15 protein-coding genes are annotated in these 19,186 nt (G+C 66.5%); 2 read left to right on the forward strand and 13 right to left on the reverse strand.

What is annotated here, in order from left to right; all coding sequences use genetic code 11:
- Positions 1-10 precede the first annotated feature (10 nt).
- The 8 genes from AQ610_RS31485 to AQ610_RS31520 all read right to left on the reverse strand — a co-directional run bounded on the left by AQ610_RS31485 (position 11) and on the right by AQ610_RS31520 (position 9,789).
- Positions 11-1,918 (reverse strand): extracellular solute-binding protein, encoded by a 1,908-nt coding sequence (locus tag AQ610_RS31485; RefSeq protein ID WP_006028309.1) that lies wholly within the window; start codon positions 1,916-1,918, stop codon positions 11-13.
- Positions 1,919-2,155: 237 nt separating this feature from the next.
- Positions 2,156-4,987, reverse strand: coding sequence for a TonB-dependent receptor (locus tag AQ610_RS31490; protein WP_043282950.1), 2,832 nt, complete (start codon positions 4,985-4,987; stop codon positions 2,156-2,158).
- Positions 4,988-5,272: 285 nt separating this feature from the next.
- Positions 5,273-5,848, reverse strand: a complete 576-nt coding sequence (locus AQ610_RS31495; RefSeq protein WP_006028311.1) for a helix-turn-helix domain-containing protein — start codon at positions 5,846-5,848, stop codon at positions 5,273-5,275.
- Between the two features lie 178 nt (positions 5,849-6,026).
- Positions 6,027-7,226 carry a tetratricopeptide repeat protein gene (locus AQ610_RS31500; protein WP_006028312.1) on the reverse strand — a complete coding sequence of 400 codons (1,200 nt, stop codon included), beginning with the start codon at positions 7,224-7,226 and terminating at the stop codon, positions 6,027-6,029.
- 17 nt (positions 7,227-7,243) lie between these two features.
- The gene (locus AQ610_RS31505; RefSeq protein WP_015602703.1) at positions 7,244-7,675 is read right to left on the reverse strand and encodes an ExbD/TolR family protein; all 432 of its coding nucleotides are present in this window, start codon (positions 7,673-7,675) and stop codon (positions 7,244-7,246) included.
- Positions 7,676-7,684: 9 nt separating this feature from the next.
- Positions 7,685-8,107, reverse strand: coding sequence for an ExbD/TolR family protein (locus AQ610_RS31510; protein ID WP_006028314.1), 423 nt, complete (start codon positions 8,105-8,107; stop codon positions 7,685-7,687).
- Positions 8,108-8,120: 13 nt separating this feature from the next.
- The gene (locus AQ610_RS31515; RefSeq protein WP_015602754.1) at positions 8,121-9,017 is read right to left on the reverse strand and encodes a MotA/TolQ/ExbB proton channel family protein; all 897 of its coding nucleotides are present in this window, start codon (positions 9,015-9,017) and stop codon (positions 8,121-8,123) included.
- A gap of 73 nt (positions 9,018-9,090) precedes the next feature.
- Entirely contained in the window at positions 9,091-9,789 is a 699-nt protein-coding gene (locus tag AQ610_RS31520) for an energy transducer TonB (RefSeq protein ID WP_043282952.1), read from the reverse strand.
- A 927-nt stretch (positions 9,790-10,716) separates the two neighbouring features.
- Here AQ610_RS31520 and AQ610_RS31525 point away from each other — a divergent pair.
- A complete protein-coding gene (locus tag AQ610_RS31525) occupies positions 10,717-12,117 on the forward strand; it encodes a cache domain-containing protein (protein WP_006028317.1) in 1,401 nt (466 codons plus the stop codon).
- Positions 12,114-12,761: a response regulator gene (locus AQ610_RS31530; RefSeq protein ID WP_009916120.1), complete on the forward strand. Its 648-nt coding sequence runs from the start codon at positions 12,114-12,116 to the stop codon at positions 12,759-12,761. Before AQ610_RS31525 ends, AQ610_RS31530 begins: the two co-directional genes overlap by 4 nt.
- Before the next feature lie 71 nt (positions 12,762-12,832).
- Here the strand turns inward: AQ610_RS31530 and AQ610_RS31535 are convergent, their stop codons facing one another.
- The 5 genes from AQ610_RS31535 to AQ610_RS31555 form a co-directional block, all read right to left on the reverse strand.
- On the reverse strand, positions 12,833-13,429 hold the full coding sequence (locus AQ610_RS31535; RefSeq protein WP_006028319.1) for an MlaC/ttg2D family ABC transporter substrate-binding protein: 597 nt from the start codon (positions 13,427-13,429) through the stop codon (positions 12,833-12,835).
- A 211-nt stretch (positions 13,430-13,640) separates the two neighbouring features.
- Positions 13,641-14,381 (reverse strand): iron-containing redox enzyme family protein, encoded by a 741-nt coding sequence (locus AQ610_RS31540; protein ID WP_009916121.1) that lies wholly within the window; start codon positions 14,379-14,381, stop codon positions 13,641-13,643.
- A gap of 33 nt (positions 14,382-14,414) precedes the next feature.
- Positions 14,415-17,033, reverse strand: coding sequence for a putative bifunctional diguanylate cyclase/phosphodiesterase (locus AQ610_RS31545; protein ID WP_009916122.1), 2,619 nt, complete (start codon positions 17,031-17,033; stop codon positions 14,415-14,417).
- Between the two features lie 139 nt (positions 17,034-17,172).
- The gene (locus AQ610_RS31550; protein WP_006028322.1) at positions 17,173-18,279 is read right to left on the reverse strand and encodes a triacylglycerol lipase; all 1,107 of its coding nucleotides are present in this window, start codon (positions 18,277-18,279) and stop codon (positions 17,173-17,175) included.
- A gap of 95 nt (positions 18,280-18,374) precedes the next feature.
- A complete protein-coding gene (locus tag AQ610_RS31555) occupies positions 18,375-19,139 on the reverse strand; it encodes a 4'-phosphopantetheinyl transferase family protein (protein ID WP_043282953.1) in 765 nt (254 codons plus the stop codon).
- Positions 19,140-19,186 lie beyond the last annotated feature (47 nt).

The raw sequence follows: 19,186 nt of genomic DNA on the forward strand, positions 1-19,186 counted from the left end.
TCGCTCCCCGCTACGCGGCCGGGCCCGGCTTCGACGCGGCTGCGCCGCTCGCCGGCTGCTTCCGGAACCAGTAGTCGATGATCCAGTCCTCGTATTGATAGGATGCCGGAATGACGGACGGATGCCCGTACGTCGTCTTGTAGGCGATCCGCGCGTTCGGCAGGTAGTACTGCGGCACGAGGATGTACAGGTTGATCAGCACGCGGTCGAGCGCGTGCGTCGCCGTTTGCAGATCGTCGAGCGTATCCGCCGCGAGCGCCGCGCGGATCAGCGCGTCGACCGCCTTCGAGCGCACGCCCGGATAATTCTCGGAGCCGACTTCCGACGCCGCCGCGCTGCCGAAGCGGCGCACGAGCTCCGCGCCGGGAATCGTGACGGGCGGATAGATGAACGTCGTCATGTCGTACTGGAAGTTGTCGAGGCGCTTCTGATACAGCGCGCTGTCGATCTCGTGCATGTACGCGCGGATGCCGAGCATGCCGAGCGCCTGGATGTACGGCAGGATCAGCCGGTCCATGCCGGGCTCGTCGTCCATGATCTCGATCGTCATCGGCGCGCCGCTCGCGTCGCGCAGCGCGCCGTCGCGATAATGCCAGCCGGCCTGCGCGAGCAGATCGCGCGCCAGCTTCAGGTTCGCGCGCAGCGAGCCGGGCGGCAGCGTCGTCGGCTGCCTGACCATCGGGCCGAACACTTCGGGCGGCAGCTCCGCGCGGAACGGCTCCAGCAGCGCGCGCTCCTTGTCGCTCGGCAACCCGGACGCGCCGAACGGGCTCGCTTCCCAGAAGCTGTTCGTGCGGCGGTACTGGCCGTAGAACATCATCCGGTTCATCCAGTCGTAGTCGAACGCGAGCGCGAGTGCGTGACGCACGCGCACGTCGCGGAACTTCGGCTCGCGCATGTTGATGAGGAAACCCTGCATCTGCGCGGGGCCGTCCGCGAACTCGCCCTTCTTCAGCATGCCGTTGCGGAAGTTCTTGCCGACGTAGCGGCGCGCCCACTGCGTCGAGCTGTATTCCATCCGCACGTCGACGTCGCCCGCCTTGAACGCCTCGAGCATCGTGTATTGATCGAGGTACAGCTTGAACGACACGCGCGCGAAGCGGAACATCCCGCGCCGCGCCGGCAGATCGGCCGCCCAGTATTGCGGATCGCGCGCATAGACGATCTGCTTGTCGTTCTTGCGCTGCTCGATCCGGTACGCGCCGCTTGCGATCGGCGGAACGTTCACGATCTGGTCGAACGGCGGCCGCGTGCCGTCCGGCCGCTGCCCCCATTTCGGCGAGAACACCGGCAGATCGCCCGCGATCAGCGGCGCCGCGCGCTCGGGGCGCTTGAAATCGAAGCGGACCGTCAGCCGGTCGATCACCGTCGCGCGCTTGATGATCGCGAATTGCGCGTTGACGAGCGGCGACGCCTGCGGGCTCGTCAGCGTATCGAACGAATACTTGACGTCGGCCGCCGTGATCGGATCGCCGTTCGAGAAGCGTGCGGCCGGATTGATGTGGAACGTCGCCGAGCCGCGGTCGGGCGCGACGTCCACGTTGTCCGCGATCAGCGGATATTCGGAGGCGAGCTCGTCCCAGCTACGCTGCATCAGCGTGTCGAACATCAGGTTCTGGATGTCCGGCGCGGGCGAGCCGCGCACGAGGAACGGGTTCAGCGAATCGTAGCTCTGCGCTTCGTTGTAGTTCTCGAAATTCAGCACGCCGTCGTTCGGCGCGTCGGGGGCCGCATAGTCGAAGTGCGTGAAGCCCGGCGGATACTTCGGCTCGCCGTATTGCGCGAGCGCCGTCGCGGCAACCGCGCTCGACGGCGCAGCGGCGCAGGCGGCGAACGCCGCGCACACGACGGCCGCGATTCGCGCGGTCTCCCGCACGCGCGTCGCGAAGCGCGCGACGGTCGGCAAACGCAACTTCATGGGTCTCATCGTCACCTGCGTATGATCGCATCGGCATCGCGCCGATGCGGAGTCAATTCGAGCGGCGCGCACGGCGCAAGGCGCGCTTCGCGGCTGACGCCGCGCGTGCGGTTCGCATCATCGCGATTCATGGCCAAGCCGTCGCCGCCCGGCATCGGGCAAAAAGAGGCCGCTCCAAAGGGGTGGTTAGGGAAGCGGAGCGGCCCGTCGAATGCCGAAGGACGATGCGGGGCGGCGTCAGAACCGGTACGTCGCGCCGACCTGGATCACGCGGCCGTAGTACATGTACAGCGACTGGTCGTAGCCGTTCTGGTTGAGCGCGTTTTGCCAGACCGGATCGAACGGCGGCGCACGGTCGAAGATGTTGTTGATCCCGCCGTACAGCGTCCAGTTCTTGAAGCCGGTGTAGCTCGCGTACAGGTTGAACTGGCTGTACGACCCGACGTGATCCGCCGCCTGCGTCGGCGCGGCTACGCCGAGCGCCTGCGCATACGGCCCCGTGAATTCCCAGCTCAGCGTCGCATTCCACTTGCGATACGCCCAGTTCAGCGACGTATTGCCCTTCCAGCGCGGAATGCTCGCGCCGAACGGCTGCGTGATCGCGAAGTTGTTGCCCGCCGAATCGACGGTCGCCGCGCCCGGGAAGCCGATGTTGAAGTGATGCACGTACGCCCAGTCCGCCGACAGCGTGAACGTGCCGTACTTCGTCGGCAGCGCCTGGCGGAACGTCATTTCGAAGCCGTCGGTTTCGAGCGTGCCGAGGTTCTGGTACGGCAGCACGACGTACGTGATCTGCCCCGTCACCGGATCGCGCACGACCTGCGACGGGTTGTTGGCCGCGACGACCGAGTTCAGGCTCGCCTGGCCGATCACGTTGTCGATGAAGATCTTGTAGAAATCGAAGCCGAAGTCCGTGTAGCGCGTGGGCGAAGCCTGGAAGCCGATGTTGATGTTGCGCGTGCGCTCGGGCTGCAGGCTCGTGTTGCCGGTCTGCAGCGTGTTGATGAGCGAGTTGCCGAACGTTTGCAGGCCGATGTTCTGCGAAGGCGTGTTCTCGACGAACGTCGGCGCGCGGAAGCCGCGATTGTACGAGCCGTACATCGTGAATTCCTTGATCGGCTGATAGCGTAGCGCGAAGCGGGGCGAGAACGCGCCGCCGAAGTCGCTGTAATGGTCGTAGCGGCCCGACTGGCTGAACGTCAGGTTCTTGATGATCGGGATGTCGAACTGATAGTAGACCGCCGCGACGTTGCGCGAACCGCTCACCGATTGGGTGAGCGGATTCAGGACCTGCCCGCTCAATGCCTCGGAACCCTGGCCGATGAACTCGCTTTCATGCAGGAACTGCGCACCGAGGCCGAAGCCGACGTCGCCCGTGGGCAGCTTGAACAGGTTCGGCGTCGACAGCGTCGCGTCGAGCGCATCGAGCTTCGATACGCCCAGGTTGCTCGTCTTCATGTACAGGCCGTTGAACGCGTTCGGCGTCGCCGACGGATTCGCGAAGTTGAGCGTGCCGTTCTGATAGATGTCGTTGACGACGGATGCGTTCAGCACGTTGTTGAACGTGTTGGACACGACGCTCTGCGAGTGCGTGTACGCGGCCGACCAATCCCAGTCGCCGTACGGCAGCGCGAACGAACCCTTGACGCCCGTCGCGGCGCGCCAGAAGTTCGAGCTCGTCCGGTCGGACGCCGCTGCCGGGAACGTATACGCAAGCGGCGTGTCGACGCCGAACGGGTTGTACGGATTGCTCGCCGGCACGACCGAATTGAACTGGCTCAGCTTGCCGGTCGCCGGATTGAGCACGAGGCTCGGCGTCGTCGGGCTGCCCACCGTCAGCACGCCGTTGTTCTGCACCGTCGTGTTGTTGCTTTCCCACAGATCGGCGAACGCGGTCGTCTTGTCGTCGATCTTGAAATCGGCATGCACCTTCGCGCTCAGGCGCTCGGTCCACGGCGCGATCGACGTCGACTCCGCCGAGTTGAAGCCGCACACCGTGCCGCCCATGCCGGCGCCCGCGCTCAGATAGTTGCTCGCGGCGGGTCGCACGGCGCCGCCGAACGGGCAATTGCTCAGCGCCTGCGCGGTCGCGCCGCCGTTGGTCTGCCAGAACGAAGGCGCGAGCAGCGACAGGCCGCCCGCGCGGTTCGTGAAGTCCTGGTTCTTCGTCGTGTCGCGATCGGCGATCGTGAAGCCGTTCGACTTGTAGTAGCTCGCGGCCGCCGTGATGTTGAAGCGGTCCGAGTTCAGATTGCCGAAGCCGCCGAGAATGCTGAACTTCGTCGTGCCGTCGCCGCCTTGCGTCGCGCCAGAGTAGCTGCCGTCGAGTTGCAGCCCCTGGTAATTGTGCTTCGTGATGATGTTGACGACGCCCGCGATCGCGTCCGAGCCGTACTGCGATACGGCGCCCGTCTTCACGATCTCGATGCGGTCGATGATGTTCAGGGGAAGCGTGTTGAGGTCGAAGAACGTATCGGTGCCGTTCGACGCGAACGCGTACGGCGCGACGCGCTGGCCGTCGACCATCACGAGCGAATATTTTTCGCTCAGGCCGCGCAGCGCGATGCCCGCGCCGCCCGCCGCGAAGCCGTTCGTCTGCCCTTCGCTCCAGCTACTCGCGGAGTTCGCCGACACGCCGCGCAGGAAGTCCGCAACGTTCGTGTAGCCGCTGTCCTGAATGTCCTTCGCGGTGACGGTCTGGACTTGCTGGAAGCCGACCTTGTCGGCGCTTCGAATCAGCGAGCCCGTCACTTCGAAGCGCTTGATCTGTGCGACGCCCGGCTTCGCTTCCGGCGCGGCGGGCGGCGTGCCCGTTGCGGCCGCGCCGGAAGCGGGCGCGGGCGCGGCCGCGGCAGGCGCGGAGACGGCCCCCGTCGCGCTCGCCGCGCCCGTCGCGCCAGTCGCCGCGTCCGCCTGAGCGAGCGCGATGCCCGAGCCCTGTGCAGGCGCCGCGGCGGCGCCCAGCGCCGGCTGGCTCTGCGCGAACGCGGGCGCCGCCAGCGTGGCAGTCAGCGCCAGTTCGGCCCAGACGATCCGCTTGATCGCCGACGCCAATATTCTTTGCTTCATCTTTCCCCTCTCACTCGTCAGTAAGACCCCACCCGTTGCGCGCGGCAATCTCTTGAACTCCGCGCCCGACTCGCGGCGCTCGCGCACCGCCCCCGCTGCTGCCCGACTGCCCGCCGGACGCCGCCAACCGATCGACGCGCCTGCGTCGTCACAATCGTTTCGCTTCTTTTCAATTTGTTAGGTTCCCGAAATTTCCACGATGAATGAAACCGCTTTGCATCGGCGTTTCCTTTCATCACGACATCAGGAATCCATCCGTATTGCTTCGGGAACCGCCCGGCACGCTCAGAACAACCGGGGCGTCCCCACCCAAACCACCAGCGCCTCGCTGTCGCCGCCGTTGCGCCATGCATGCGGCGTCGTCGATTCGTAATGCGCGGTATCGCCCGCCGCCAGCGTGAACGTCGCGCGCTCGAGCGTCAGCTCGACGAGGCCGCTCACCACATACAGGAACTCCTCGCCCGCATGCGTCGTGACCTCCGAAACCGGCTGCCCGGCCGGCATCCGGACGAGAATCGCATCGAGCTGCCGGCCGTCGACGAGGTTCGTCAGACGCGCGAACGCGTTCGTCGAATTCGCGAGGCTGAAGTACCGGAGCGCCTCGTTGCGGCATACCGATCGCGCCTCCGTCGGCGCATCGACGAAGTACTGCATCGTCACGCCGAGCGCGCGAGCGATGCCGACGAGCGACGTGATCGACGGCGTCGCGCGTCCGCGCTCGACCTGCGACAGAAACGGCTTCGATAGGCCGGCCGCCGCTGCTGCTTCGTCGAGCGTGAGCCCGAGCCGCTGCCGCAGCGCCCGCATCTTGTTGCCGATCGAGGCTGCGACTACTGCCGATTCGTCGAGTGGCAAAACCATGACAAGGCACAATCCCGCGATCAAGAATCGTTTGTGTTGAGGAAGCCGGCGCCTGCAACGCGCACGCGCCACGCGATACGACACCGTTCGTTTCGCCGATCAGCAAAGCCGCTCCTTTCCCGTGATTCATCGACAGCCGCCATTTCCCGCGCTTCGCGAGGCAGCACGCGCGCGGCCGCTACCTCGACGCGACGAGCGCCCACAATCGCGCGAGATCCGCCGAACCGTCGCTGCCTCGCACGCTGCGGAAAGTCTGCACGGCGCGCGCCTTGTCGCCCGCGACGTAATACGCCTCGCCGAGCCGCAGCCGCGCTTCGTCGACGTGCTCGATGCCGCCCTTCGCAAGCGCTGCCTCCATCGCCGCGATGCCTTGCTTCGTCTGCCCGGCGAACACGAGATTCATCCCTGCGTCGATCGGTGCGACGGGATTCGCGCTGTCGGCCGGCGACTGCGCGCGCTTCGCCGCGAGCGCCTGCAGCCGCTTCTCGCGATCCGCGCCCGCATCGCGCCCGAGCACGCCGGACGCAAAACCCTGGTCGATCACCTGCTTCGCTTCCGCCGCCGCGCCCGCGACGAGCGCGAGCTGCGTCATCTCCATGTACGCGTCGGCGCCGTTCAACACGCCCGTCGCGCGCCGCAAGCGGTACATGTCGAGGTCGAGCGACGACAGATAGCCGGGCTTGTCGCGAATCGAACGGAACAGTTCGTCCCAATACGCCGGATTCGGGTGATACGCTACGAGCTTTTCGAGCGACGCCCGATAGGCCGCCCCGTCCTTCATCTTCTGCGCGCACGTGCCGAGCATCTGCAACTGCGCTTCGTCGGGCGCGCGCCCGGCGCGCGCCTGCGCCTCGACGCCCGGCTTGAGCTGGCCCACCACCGCCGCGCAGTCGTTCGACAGGTAGTACGACTGAACGAGCAGCGTGCGCATGTCGGGATCGCCGCCCCCCGCCTTCAGATAGCGCTGCGCGATCCTGATCGCCTGCGGGTAGTTCCGCTGCTGGAAGTAGACGCCTGCGAGCGCCGCCGTCGTGCGCTGCTCGTCGTCCTTCGACAGCCGCCCGGAACCGAGCACCGCCTCGTACGCCTGGATCGCCGCGCCGGCATCGCCCGCCGCCATCGCGGCCGCGCCGCGCATCTGCTCGACCATGTAGGTCTCGTATGGCGTCTTGTTCGGCACCGCCGCGGCCTGCGCGATCTTGCCGAGCGCGTCGCGGTACTTGTGCGCGCGATACAGGTCCTGCGCGGCACTGAGCGGCCGCGCGACGTCCGGGCGCAGCGATTCGGCGGCCGCCGCCGCGCCGAACGGCGCGGCAAGGACGCAGCAGCCTCCGAGCGCGGCCGCCAGCACGGCGCACTTCAACCATCGTTGGATCATGGGAAACGCTCGCTTCGTTATTGCATGTACTGCTCGTTGCCGATCAGCCCGATCTTCGTCGCCCCGATGCGCTGCGCGGACGCGAGCACCGCGGCGACGTCCCTGTACGGCACGAGCTTGTTCGGCCGCAGATGGATCTCCGCCTGCACCGGCTCGGCCGCGACCTGCGCGAGCTTCGCCTCGAGCGCCGCGCGGTTCGGCACGAGCGCGCCGTTCCAGGTCGTCGTGCCGTCGAAATCGATGTCGATCTGCACGATCTCGGGCTGCGTCGCAGGCGGCGGCGGATTGCCGATCGGCAGATTCATCTTGATCGAATGCATCTGGATCGGGATCGTGATGATCAACATGATCAGCAGCACGAGCATCACGTCGATGAGCGGCGTCGTGTTGATGTCGACCATCACGTCCGGCTCGCCGCCGCCACCGCCTGAAGATACGTTCATTCCCATCGTCGCCTCCTAGCCGCCGCGCGCGGGCGGTTCCGTGATGAACGAGACTTTCGCGATGCCGGCCCGCTCGCACGCGGTGATCACGCGGCCGATGAACTCGTAGCGCGTGCTCTGATCGCCGCGCACGTGCACGTCCGGCTGAGGGTTGATTGCCGACACCGTCTTCAGCTTCGACAGCAGCGTCGGCGCATCGACGAGCGTCTCGTTCCAGAAGACGTCGCCGTCGCGATTGATCGCGATCTCGACGCTCTTCGGGGTGGTCTGCAGCGGCTGGATCGTCTCCTTCGGCAACTGCAGTTGAATCGTGTGCGTGACGACCGGAATCGTGATCAGGAAGATGATCAGCAGCACCAGCATCACGTCGACGAGCGGCGTCGTGTTGATGTTGGAGATCACTTCGTCGTTATCGTCCTGCCCGACGCTCATGGCCATGGCGCACCTCGCTTCAGCGGACGAGCGACGCGGCCTGCACGTTCGCGCGCGGCAAGCGCTTGCCGCCTGCGAGCAGCACCGTGTGCAGTTGCGCGCCGAAGTTGCGCACGCGCTCCATCACCGACTTGTTGCGACGCACGAGGAAGTTGTAGCCGAGCACCGCGGGCACCGCGACCGCCAGGCCGATCGCGGTCATGATCAGCGCCTCGCCCACCGGCCCGGCGACCTTGTCGATCGACGCCTGGCCCGCGATGCCGATTGCCGTCAGCGCGTGATAGATGCCCCACACGGTGCCGAACAGCCCGACGAACGGCGCCGTCGAGCCCACCGTGCCGAGAAACGCGAGTCCGTCCTGCAAGCGATTCGATACGTTCGTGATCGCGCGCTCGACCGACACGTCGATCCACGTATTGCGGTCGACCGCTTCGAGCAGCGCTTCGTCGTGATGCTCGCCCGCCTCGATCGCGGTTTCGGCGATGAAGCGGAACGGCGACGCCTCGTCGAGCCGCTTCGCGCCTTCGGCGAGCGACGGCGCGCTCCACAGCTGCTCGTCGGCGACCTTCGCGCGGCGGTACGCGCGCAGTTGCTCGAGGAACTTGGTGATCATGATGTACCAGCTACCCATCGACATCACGACGAGCAGCAACAGCACGAAGCGCGCGACGAAATCGCCGTTCTTCCACAGCGCGCCGAGGCCGTACGGATTCTCGACTGCTTCGGTCGCGGCCGGCGCGGGCGGCGGCGCCGGCTGCTCCGCGCCGCTCGCCGTCTGCGGCGCTGCTGCCGCGGACACCGCGGCCGCCGCACCGCTCGCCTGCGCGAAAGCCTGCTGCGGCGCGACAAGCGCGTCAGCCGCGGCGACGGAGATCAACATGCTTGCCGCCAGAGCGGCCAGTGAACGCTTGGTCATACCCCACTCCAAATTTTTTCGTTGAACTGACTAAAAAGGTTCGAACCTGATTCCGGCCAGCCCGCGCACGGGCTCAGTTCAGGTTGAACGAGAATGGAACCTGCACGCGCACCGGCTGCCCCTGCGCCAAGCACTTGAACTGCCTGACCGCATTGAACGCCGCACGATCGAGCACCGGGTCCGCCGATTGCGCGACGCGTTCATTCGTGATGTGACCTTGCGCGTCGACGACGAATTCGATCGTCACGTCGCCCGTGACGTTGTTTTCCTGGGCTTCCTTCGGATACTGCATCGACGCGCGAATCTGGTCCGAATTCGGGCACACGACGCCCACTTCATGGCTGACGGCCTTCGCGGGCGCCGGCGGCGCGGCCACGGGCGCCTGGACGGCGGGCGCGGACGGCACGGGCGCCGCCTGATGCGTGATCGTCGGCTGGAGCGGCGCCTGCACCGGCACTTCCGGCGGCGGCACGAACGGCGGAGGCGGCGGCGCGAACTTCGGCGGCGGCAGCTTGACGGTCGGCATGGGCGGCGGGGGCGGCGGCTTCACCGGCTCGATGATGCGCGTCTCGATCGGATGCTGGATGACCTGCACGACCTTCGTCGCGAGGCCGTTGAGGAGCGCATAGACCAGCACGACGTGCAGCGCGAGCACGATCGCGAGGCCGCCGAAGCGCCGGGCGGGATTCTGCTGCTTGTTGCCGAATTCGCGCACGCGACCGAGCCGGGCGAGTCCGTCGTTTGAAACAGCCAAGCCATCGTCGACTTTCATACCCACTTCCCCCAAAGCACGATTCGTCCGGCCGTCCGGCCGCGGCGCAGCGCACCGGATCCGTCATTCGCCCTTTACCCGAAAGCTTTCAATTTGCTTTGGAATCCAAATTATCAGATTCGGTATGCGGCGCGAATTCGATCGATATGACGCTATTGATTTATTCCCTGCCAGCCGGATGCCCGATTTCGCTGTTTCAGCAACACCTTTCAGACAGCCTTGCGTCAACCGGATGCTTGCACACCATTCGTCAGACAAAATGCACGATCTTCACCTTCTTCAGGCAGCCTGACAGTAAAGGCCTGTCTTGGGTGCAGAAGATAGCAAGGAAAAAATTTTGCCGTCAAACTTTATTTGATGTGCCCACACAAAATTTGGAGCATTTATTCGAAATACAATTTAGTAAGCCATTTGAATTGAAACCGTCGACAAAGTAATTGTTTTGTATGGCGACGATATTCGATTATCTGATAAGCAGCGTTATTCGCTTGTTTGGTGCACTGCAAAGCGAATCTTCCTTTTTTGGTGCATCTCTGCATTTCGATCATTTCCCGTGCGATTGCAACGTCTCGCCTGTCTTTCACCTCTTCAAGTTGATTCGTATCTCTAATCAATTCACCGAGGCATGCGGCCCGGAAGATCTGCATCGCCCGTTCGAATCGCCGTTACGCACGCGCCGCGCGCCGTCAAATCGACTGGACGATTCTTCCGCTAGAATGCGCTCGGCGACATGCGCGGCGCCCCAACGACAACCACGAGCCGCCCGCCGACATGAGCCAATCCCGGCGATGGAAACCAGATGAGACTCGCGCGCGACATCATTGCAGGCGGCGCGCCGCCGACCGCACAGACAACCAACGCCGCGCACGCGCGCGCGCCCCGTCGCGCCTGCGCGACGCGCGCACCGATGAGCGAACGCCTGCCGCGATGAGACTGAAAATCAAGATCTTCCTGCTCGCGATCGTGCCCTTCCTCGTGACGATCGCGGCGATCGGCCTCGGCGTGCGGCAGCAGGCAACCGTGCTCGCGCGCACGCAGCACGCGACGATCGAAGCCGCGTATCTGTCGAGCAAGGAAATCGAACTCAGGCATTACGTCGACCTCGCGACGAGCGCCATTGCCCCGCTGTACGAAGCGGGCCGCGCGAACGCGCGCGACGACGCGCTGCTGCGCCAGCAAGCGCTCGCGATGCTGCAAAGAATGGAATTCGGCCCCGACGGCTACTTCTTCGTGTACGACCTGCACGGCAATTCGCTGATGCATCCGCGCGAGCCCGAGCGGGTCGGACACAATTACTGGACGCTGCGCGATCCGCAGGGCTCGCTGACGATTCAGCAGTTGATTGCGGCCGCGTCGCGCGGCGGCGGCTACGTGCGCTATGTCTGGCAGCGCCCGTCGACGGGCAAGCTCGCGCCGAAGCTCGGCTACGTCGTTTCGCTGCCGCGCTGGGGCTGGATGGTCGGCACCGGCATCTATCTCGACGATGTCGGCACCGCGCTCGCGCGGGTCGACGCGCGCGCGTCGGCGAACATCGAGCGCACGATGACGTGGCTGAGCGCGATCGCGCTCGCGGGCGCCGCGGTCATCGCGCTGTGCGCGCTCGTGCTGAACGTGAGCGAGTCGCGCAGCGCCGACGCGAAGCTCAAGCGCCTCGCGCAACAGGTCGTCGAATCGCAGGAGCAGGAGCGCGCGCGTCTTGCACGCGAGCTGCACGACGGGATCAGCCAGATGATGGTGTCGGCGAAGCTGATGTTCGAATCGGCGCTCGAGCGCTTCGCGCGCCTGCCGGCGCGCGAGAACGCGGCGGAAGCCGCGCTGTCGAAAGGCATTGCGCGGCTCGGCGACACGCTGCGCGAAGTGCGCCGCATCTCGCACGCGCTGCGTCCGACGATGCTCGACGATCTTGGCCTCGCGGCCGCGCTCGATCAACTGGTGCGTGAGCTCGGCGCGGAAACCGGCGTCGAGCTCGGCTTCACGCAGGTCGAGCACAGCGGCGCGCCGCCGCTGCCCGCGCCCGTGAAAACGGCGCTCTTTCGCATCGCGCAGGAAGCGCTGACGAACATCCTGCGCCATGCGCACGCAACGCGCGCGGCCGTCACGCTCGAACTCTCGTCGCGCGAAGCCGCGCTGACGATCGCCGACAACGGCCGCGGCTTCGACGCCGGGCGCGCGCAAGCGGACGCGCGCGGCGGCGTCGGCCTGCGCAACATGCGCGAGCGGCTCGACGCGCTCGGCGGCACGCTCGCGATCAGCTCGCAGGTGGGCCATACCGTCGTCGCCGCGCGCGTGCCGCTGTCCGGCGCAGACTCAACAGGAACCACGCGATGACCACTGCCTCTTCCACGCCCCACACCGCGCGCCTCTTGCTCGTCGACGATCATCCGCTCGTGCGCGACGGCCTGAAGATGCGCCTCGAGGCGGCGCCCGGCCTCGCTGTCGTCGGCGAAGCGGGCAATGCGGACGAGGCGCTCGCGCTCGCCGAATCGCTCGCGCCCGATCTCGCGCTGATGGATATCGGCATGCAGGGCATGAACGGAATCGCGCTCGCCGGCGTCTTTCACGCGCGCTTTCCGGCGATTCGCGTGCTGATGCTATCGATGCACGACAACGTCGAATACGTAACGCAGGCGGTGCGCGCGGGCGCGAGCGGCTATCTGCTGAAGGATTCGCCCGCGACCGAGATCGTGCGTGCGATCGGCGCGGTGCTCGCCGGACAGACGTTCTTCAGTGAGGGAATTGCCGCCAGAATGATTCATGCGAGCGCGGAAGCATCGCCGCTCGATCGGCTCACGCCGCGCGAGCGCGACATCCTCGATGCGCTCGCGCAAGGGTTGTCGAGCAAGCAGATCGCGCAGCGCAACGGCCTGTCGGTGCGCACGGTCGAGACGCATCGGCTGAACCTGAAGCGCAAGCTCGACATCGAGGGGCAGGCGGAACTGATCAAGTTCGCGGTCGAGCATCGCAGGCGGTAGACGCCATGCCGCAACGCAAAAGGGCGCCGAGGCGCCCTTTTGCATGACGAATGCGCAACCCGCTGGCGCGCTCAGTTCGCGCGCGCGTTGTGCTTCGTCAGGAATGCGATCAGGCCGTCGATGCCGCCCTGAGAGAGCTGCGCCTTGAACTGCCCCTGGTAGACCTGGATCAGCCACGCGCCCGACATGTCGATGTCGTAGATCCTCCAGTCGTTGCCGATCTTGCCGAGCCGGTAGCCGACCGACTGGCTGTCGCCCGGCGTCGTCACCGTGGAGCGAACGAGCGCGTCGGCGCCGCCCGCGCCCGCCGCCTTGAACGTGAACTTCGCGTCCTGGCTGCCGAGCTGCGCGAGCGATGCCGCGTACGTGCGCGTCATCAGAATCCGGAATTGCTTGTACAGCTCCTGCTGCTGCTGCGGGCTCGCCTGCTTCCATGCGTCGCCGACGGCGATGCGCGTCGTGCGCTCGAAATTCGTCGCGGGCAGGAAACGCGCTTCGACGATCTGCGTGATCTTCGCCATATCGCCGCTGCGCGCGACGGGATCCGCCCTCATCGCGCCGACGGTGCCCTCGACGGCGTTCTTGACCACCTCGACGGGCGCGGTTTGGGCGAATGCCGAAACGGACACGACGGCCGCGGCCACAAAAGCAAACAGATGACGTTTCATGCGTGTATCGAACCAGGAGGAAAACATGCCGGACGCGGCGAGGCGCCGGCGCAGACAGAACAGTATACCGAGCTTGGCGCGCTCGCGCGGCGCCGTGACGGTCTGTTACCGAATAGTCGAAATATTTACGATGCAGCGGGCGGACCGCGACGCGCACTCGCCTTGCCGTCGCCGGCCGGGCACCCCTTCGCCAGGCGACGACGCGCGAGACTCACGCGTCGAGGCAGCAGGACAGGCTCATCTCGAAGTAGCGGAAACTGCGCTCGATGCCGGCCGCGACGTCGCGCACCTGCTCCGTGCTCGGCGATTGACCAAGAATCGTCGCGACGATGTCGAGCGCTTCCCACGGATGCTTGTCGTCGTAACTCGAATGCAGCTTCAGCCAGCGCATCGCGCGGCCGCGCACCGCTTCGGGAAAGCCCATCTCGTAGACGTCCGAGCGGCACAGGTCCGCGCTCCATTCGCCCGTCACGCCTTCGATCGCATAGTTGGTCGCCGCGACGCTCGCCGCGAGCGTATCCGCGCTGCTGCTCTTCCAGCACCAGTGGCTGAGCGCGAGCGCGGCGGGCGGACTGCCGCCGTCGATCAGTTGCCGGCGCGGCACGCCGCTCGCTTCCGCCCAGTTCACCCAGTGCTCGACGTGATTCAGCTCGACACGGATGTTGCGGATCAGATAGCGGCGCGCCTTCTCTTCGCCGGACGAGTTCGTGCCGTTCGCCTTCAGCAGGTTCATCGACATGTACTTCGGAAACTGCTCGACGACGGGCCAGCCGTTCACGAAGAACGCGGCGAGCTGCCGCGGCGCGAGGCGGCCGTCGCGCATCAGCGAGAATACTTCGTGAAAGCGTACGCGGTCGCGCGCCGCGCGCACCGTGCCGACCACGTCCTGTAGCCAGTGCGGATAGCTCCCGATATCCATCAACTCGCCGTCGCGTTCAAAAGGGATATGCAATTTCCTCTCCTTGGATAAAGTCATCGGACCACGTCAATAGCCGCCCTCGCGCCACGGCGAAGGCTGTGCAAAGAAATATCCCTGGCAGAAGTCGATGCCGAGCTCGCGCAACATCCCGAGCTCGGCCTCGGACTCGACATGCTCGGCGACGGTGCTGCAACGCATCGAGTGCGCGACTTCGTTGATCGCGCTGACGACGCCGTAGCTCACCCGGTCCGACATCATGTTCGACACGAACTCGCCGTCGATCTTCAGATAATCGATCGGCAAGCTGCGCAGATAGCGAAACGACGACATGCCCGCGCCGAAATCGTCGAGCGCGAAGCGGCAGCCGATCGCGCGCAGCTCGCCCATGAAGCGCGACGCGAGCTCGAGATTCTTCACGGCGATCGTTTCGGTGATCTCGAAGCAGATCACCGAAGGCTCGAGACCGGAGCTCACCAGCTCGGCGATCACGAATTCGAGAAAACGCTCGTCGGAGATCGACGCCCCCGACAGGTTCACGTTGTACTCGTGGTACTCGCGCGCGGGCAGCGCGCTCAGCTTGCGGAACACCGTGCGGATCACCCAGCGGTCGATGAGCCCCATCAGCCCGTAGCGCTCGGCGGCCGGCAGGAACGCGGCGGGCGAGATGTCGCGGCCCGCGTTGTCCGTCATCCGCAGCAGCACCTCCGCGCGCCCGGGCGTCTGCGAATCCGGGCATGTGTGGACGATCGGCTGCAGGTACAGGCGGAAGCCGTCGGCTTCGAGCGCGGTCTTGATCCGGCGGCTCCACTGCACGTCGCCGACGTGGCGCGCCTGCTGCAGATCGCTCGGGTCCGCGAGCTGGATGCGGTTGCGCCCGCGCTCCTTCGCGATGTAGCACGCGATGTCGGCGAGCTTGACGGCCATCTCGAGACTGCACGGCGCGCGGCAGAGCTCGAGCACGCCGATGCTGACGCTCACCGTGAAGCGCTCGCCTTCCCACAGGAACACGAAATCCTCGAGGCTGCGGCGCAGCCGCTCCGCCTTGTTCTTCGACGGCCACGAACCCGCGCCGCGCGGCAGCAGCACGCCGAACTCGTCGCCGCCGAGCCGCGCGAGCACGTCGTCGTCGTCGAGGCAGCTCTGGAAGCGCTGCGTGACTTCGCGCAGCATCGCGTCGCCCGCCGCGTGGCCGCAGGTATCGTTGATCTCCTTGAAGCGGTCGAGATCGAGCATCAGCAGCATCGAGTCGGCGCGGTCCTTGCCGGACGTCGTGTCGGCGAGCGCGATCTCGAGCCGCCGCTCGAACTCGACGCGGTTCACGAGCCCCGTCAGCACGTCGTGCGTCGCCTGCCACGCGAGGCTTTCGAGGAACTGCTGCTCGCGCGTCATGTTGCGCAGGATCAGCACGTAGCCGATGTGGCCGTGCATGCGGTCGCCCATCTCCGAAATCGTTGTCTGCACAACGATCTTGGAATGATCGCGGCGCAGCAGATGCACCTCGCGCTTGATCGGCGTGCGCTCGTCGCGCGCCCAGAATTCGTCGACGATGTCGACCGCCTGCCCAGTCTCCTTGTCGAGCAGCATCAGCACGCTCGACACCGGCGCGCCGACGCACGCGGCGGCCGAATAGCCGAGCAGTTGCTCGGCCGCGTTGTTGATGAAATCGACGTTCTTCGCGAGCCCGACCGTGATCACCGCCTCCGCGACCGAGCTCAGCGCCGCCTCGGCGAACGCCTCGCTGCGGTCGAGCGCGTACTGGATCGACAGCCGCTGCAACGCGGCCTTGCGCGCCCAGACGAGCGCGAGATACATCAGGAACATCGACGCGACGAAGTAGCAGACGAGCAGCAGCGCGACGCTCGAGCGGAATTCGTCGCTGAACGCCTTCGAGAAGCGGTCGGGCAGGCCGGACACGCGCTCGTTGATTTCCCACGCGCGGTATTCGAACGCCTTCACGCGCGGATCGCCGCGATGGCCGCTGCTGACGAGCGCGTGCAACTGGCTCGCGACGTTGCGGAACTCGGCGAGCTCGACGTCCGCCTGCATCCAGCATTGCAGCGCATAGTTGATCTTCGCGACCCAACTGAGCGCGGGCAGCAGCAGCGCGGCCGCCGTCGCGTCGGCCGGGTCGATGCCGCTCGCGATGATCGCCTCGCGCGCGCTCGCGCGATCGGGCGGCTTGCGCTGCAACGCGGTGCGCGCGATGCTCAGGCGATACGGCTTGTCGATCGCGGCTTCGTAGAGCTTGTACGCGCGCTCGTCGCCCGTCTCGGCGTAGCGGATCAGATAGATGACCGCATCCTTCTGCGATTTCGACCACGTGCTCTCGCCGCCGATGTAGACCCTGAGGAACGACACCACGGCGAGACTCACGATCACGACGCACACGAGCACCGACACCATCAGCAGGATCGGCCAGACGTCGAGCGCCGGCCTCAGTTCGGCCGCCTGGCCACCCCCGTCGTTCAAGCCGAGCACCTGTTCGCGCATGCTGGAAGTCCCGTTCATCGTCCACCTTGCCTGAGCCCCGCCGCCGCGCCGCTTCGTCGCGGCGGTCTCGTATTCCCCCGGCGCGCGCAAACGCCGGAAACGAACCGGCGGCGGCCCGTTGCCGGTCCGCCGCCAGATGCTCGAAGCGTGGCCTGTCACGCTGTCGCTCGTATGGATCGTGCGTAGACTGGCCATCTTGCGCGCATTCGTCTGCTCGTCGCGTTACATATGAAGCGTTTGCTTCATGAATGCGCGTGCGCCGCCGCCCGCGCAAGCGGCGGCGCAATCGTCGGACAATCATACGACGCGCGGCGCGCCGCCGCTCAACCTTCTTTCAAACACCCTGCAATTTCAGCCGGTTCGCATGCGTGCGCAGCACCGCGACCGGATCGGCCGCATACGCGCCCCGGATGCCGAGCAACTGATTGATCTCGTCGAAGTGGTTCCACTTGTAATCGGTCGAGATCACCGTTCCGTACAACGAACTGCAGGTCGACGTGAAGCCGTCGTTCAGCCCCGCCTGCCTGAGCGCCATGACGTTGCCGGCCGTCAGGAACACGAGCGTCGACGGGTCGAGCACGTTGGCCGGATCGATGAGCGGGACCGTGCTCCTGTCGAGCGCGCCCGTCGTCAGGCCGAGCACCGTGATCGGCTGGTACGCGCTGCCGCTCCACGAATACAGCAGGTGCACGTTGCCGCCGACCGTCTCGCTCGGCGCGCCCGTCGCGCATGCGCCCGGCGCGCCGAGGCCCGCGCTCGGGAACTGCGCGTTGAACTGCGTCGCATGCGGCGTGCTGAGCGCGTTCAGCGCGGCGATCGCGTCCTGATTCGTGTTGTGCGTGTGGCTCGTCAGGATTCCGAAGATGTTCAGCAACTGGCCGAAGATCGGCGTCGACAGGCCGGTCGGGTCGAGACTCAGCGCGCCGAGCACGAAGTCGGCGAACGGCGAGCCGCGATGCGGCGTCGCGATCGACGTCACCGATGCGACGAGATCCGGCGCAACCGCCGCGACGTAGCGCGACGTCAGTCCGCCCTGGCTGTGGCCGATCAGGTTCACCTTCTGCGCGCCGGTGACGGCGAGCACCTGCTTCACGTACGCGAGCAGTTGCTCGCCGCGCCCGTTCGGGCCGAGGTCGCTCTGGAACCCGGACAGATCGGCGACGAACACGGTCGCGCCATGCCGCTGCAGATCGGACTGCATTCCGTACCAGTACGGGACGACGCCGAAGTAATCGTCGGTGCCCGTCAGCCCGTGGACGAGAATGATCGGGTAGCGCGTCGCCGCGTAGTCGTCGACCGCGCCCGTCGCGGCATCCGCGTGCGCCGCCACCGGCGCGCCGAACGCGCACATCGCGGCGACGATCGCGGCCGCCCATGCATTTGCCAGTTTCTTCGCTGCGGCCCGCGCCGTCGCCGCGACGCATCTCGACATCGACTTCATACCGATTCTCCTGTGTATTGCGTTACTCGAACGATGCCGCCCGCCCGTGCGCGTCGATCGCCGCGATCGCGACGCCGAACGAACCGCCCGGCGGCTCACCACCCCAAACAGAATCCGCGCACGTCCGCGCCCCGATCCTCCATCGCGACCGCGGCGCGCCATCCCGCGCCGAGCGCGATGTCGGCAACCGCCCAGCGCACGCCGTCGCTCACGCATTCGTCGCGCGCGGCCCGCCGCGCGGGCCAAGGCATCTCCAGCTCCCGCGGATCGCGCCGCAGGCCCGCGCCGTGCGCCTTCAGCAGCGCCTCCTTGCGCGTCCAGAGCTGCAACAGCAGCCGCATTTGCGCATGCTTCGGCGTGCGCGCGAACACGTCGCGCTCGCGTTCGCCGAGACTGGCCGCCGCGAGCGCGTCGGCGTCGAGCTTCCGGCCGAGCGATTCGAGATCGCAGCCGACCCGCTTCTTAGCGACCGCCATCAGCACTGCGCCGCTCGCGCGGCTTACGCTGAATTCGAGATCGCGGCCGAACAGCACCGGCTTGCCGCCCGGCTCGACGTCGAACACGAGCCGCGCCGGATCGGCATCCAGGTACTCGCCGAGCACGACCCGCAGCATCGCCCGCGCGAACACGAACAGCTCGCGATGCGCGCCGTACCTGAGCCTCGCCGCGCGCTCGCGTTCGCTGAACGACAGGCAATCGCGCTTCAGGTACGACCCCGCTTCGTCCGCGCGGGCGCGCCACACGTGCACCTCGCCGCGCATCAGCCGCTCCGTGAGCGCCGCCGACGGCCGCGCGACGCTGAACCGCAGCGCCGCCGTATCGTCGCGCGGCATCGCGTGCGGCAATCCTTCCACCCTCATTTGTCAGTCAACCTAAGTGTTTCAAACGCACGCCGGCCACGCCGGCC

Source organism: Burkholderia humptydooensis (assembly GCF_001513745.1).
In the GTDB taxonomy this organism is placed as follows: Bacteria; Pseudomonadota; Gammaproteobacteria; order Burkholderiales; family Burkholderiaceae; genus Burkholderia; species Burkholderia humptydooensis.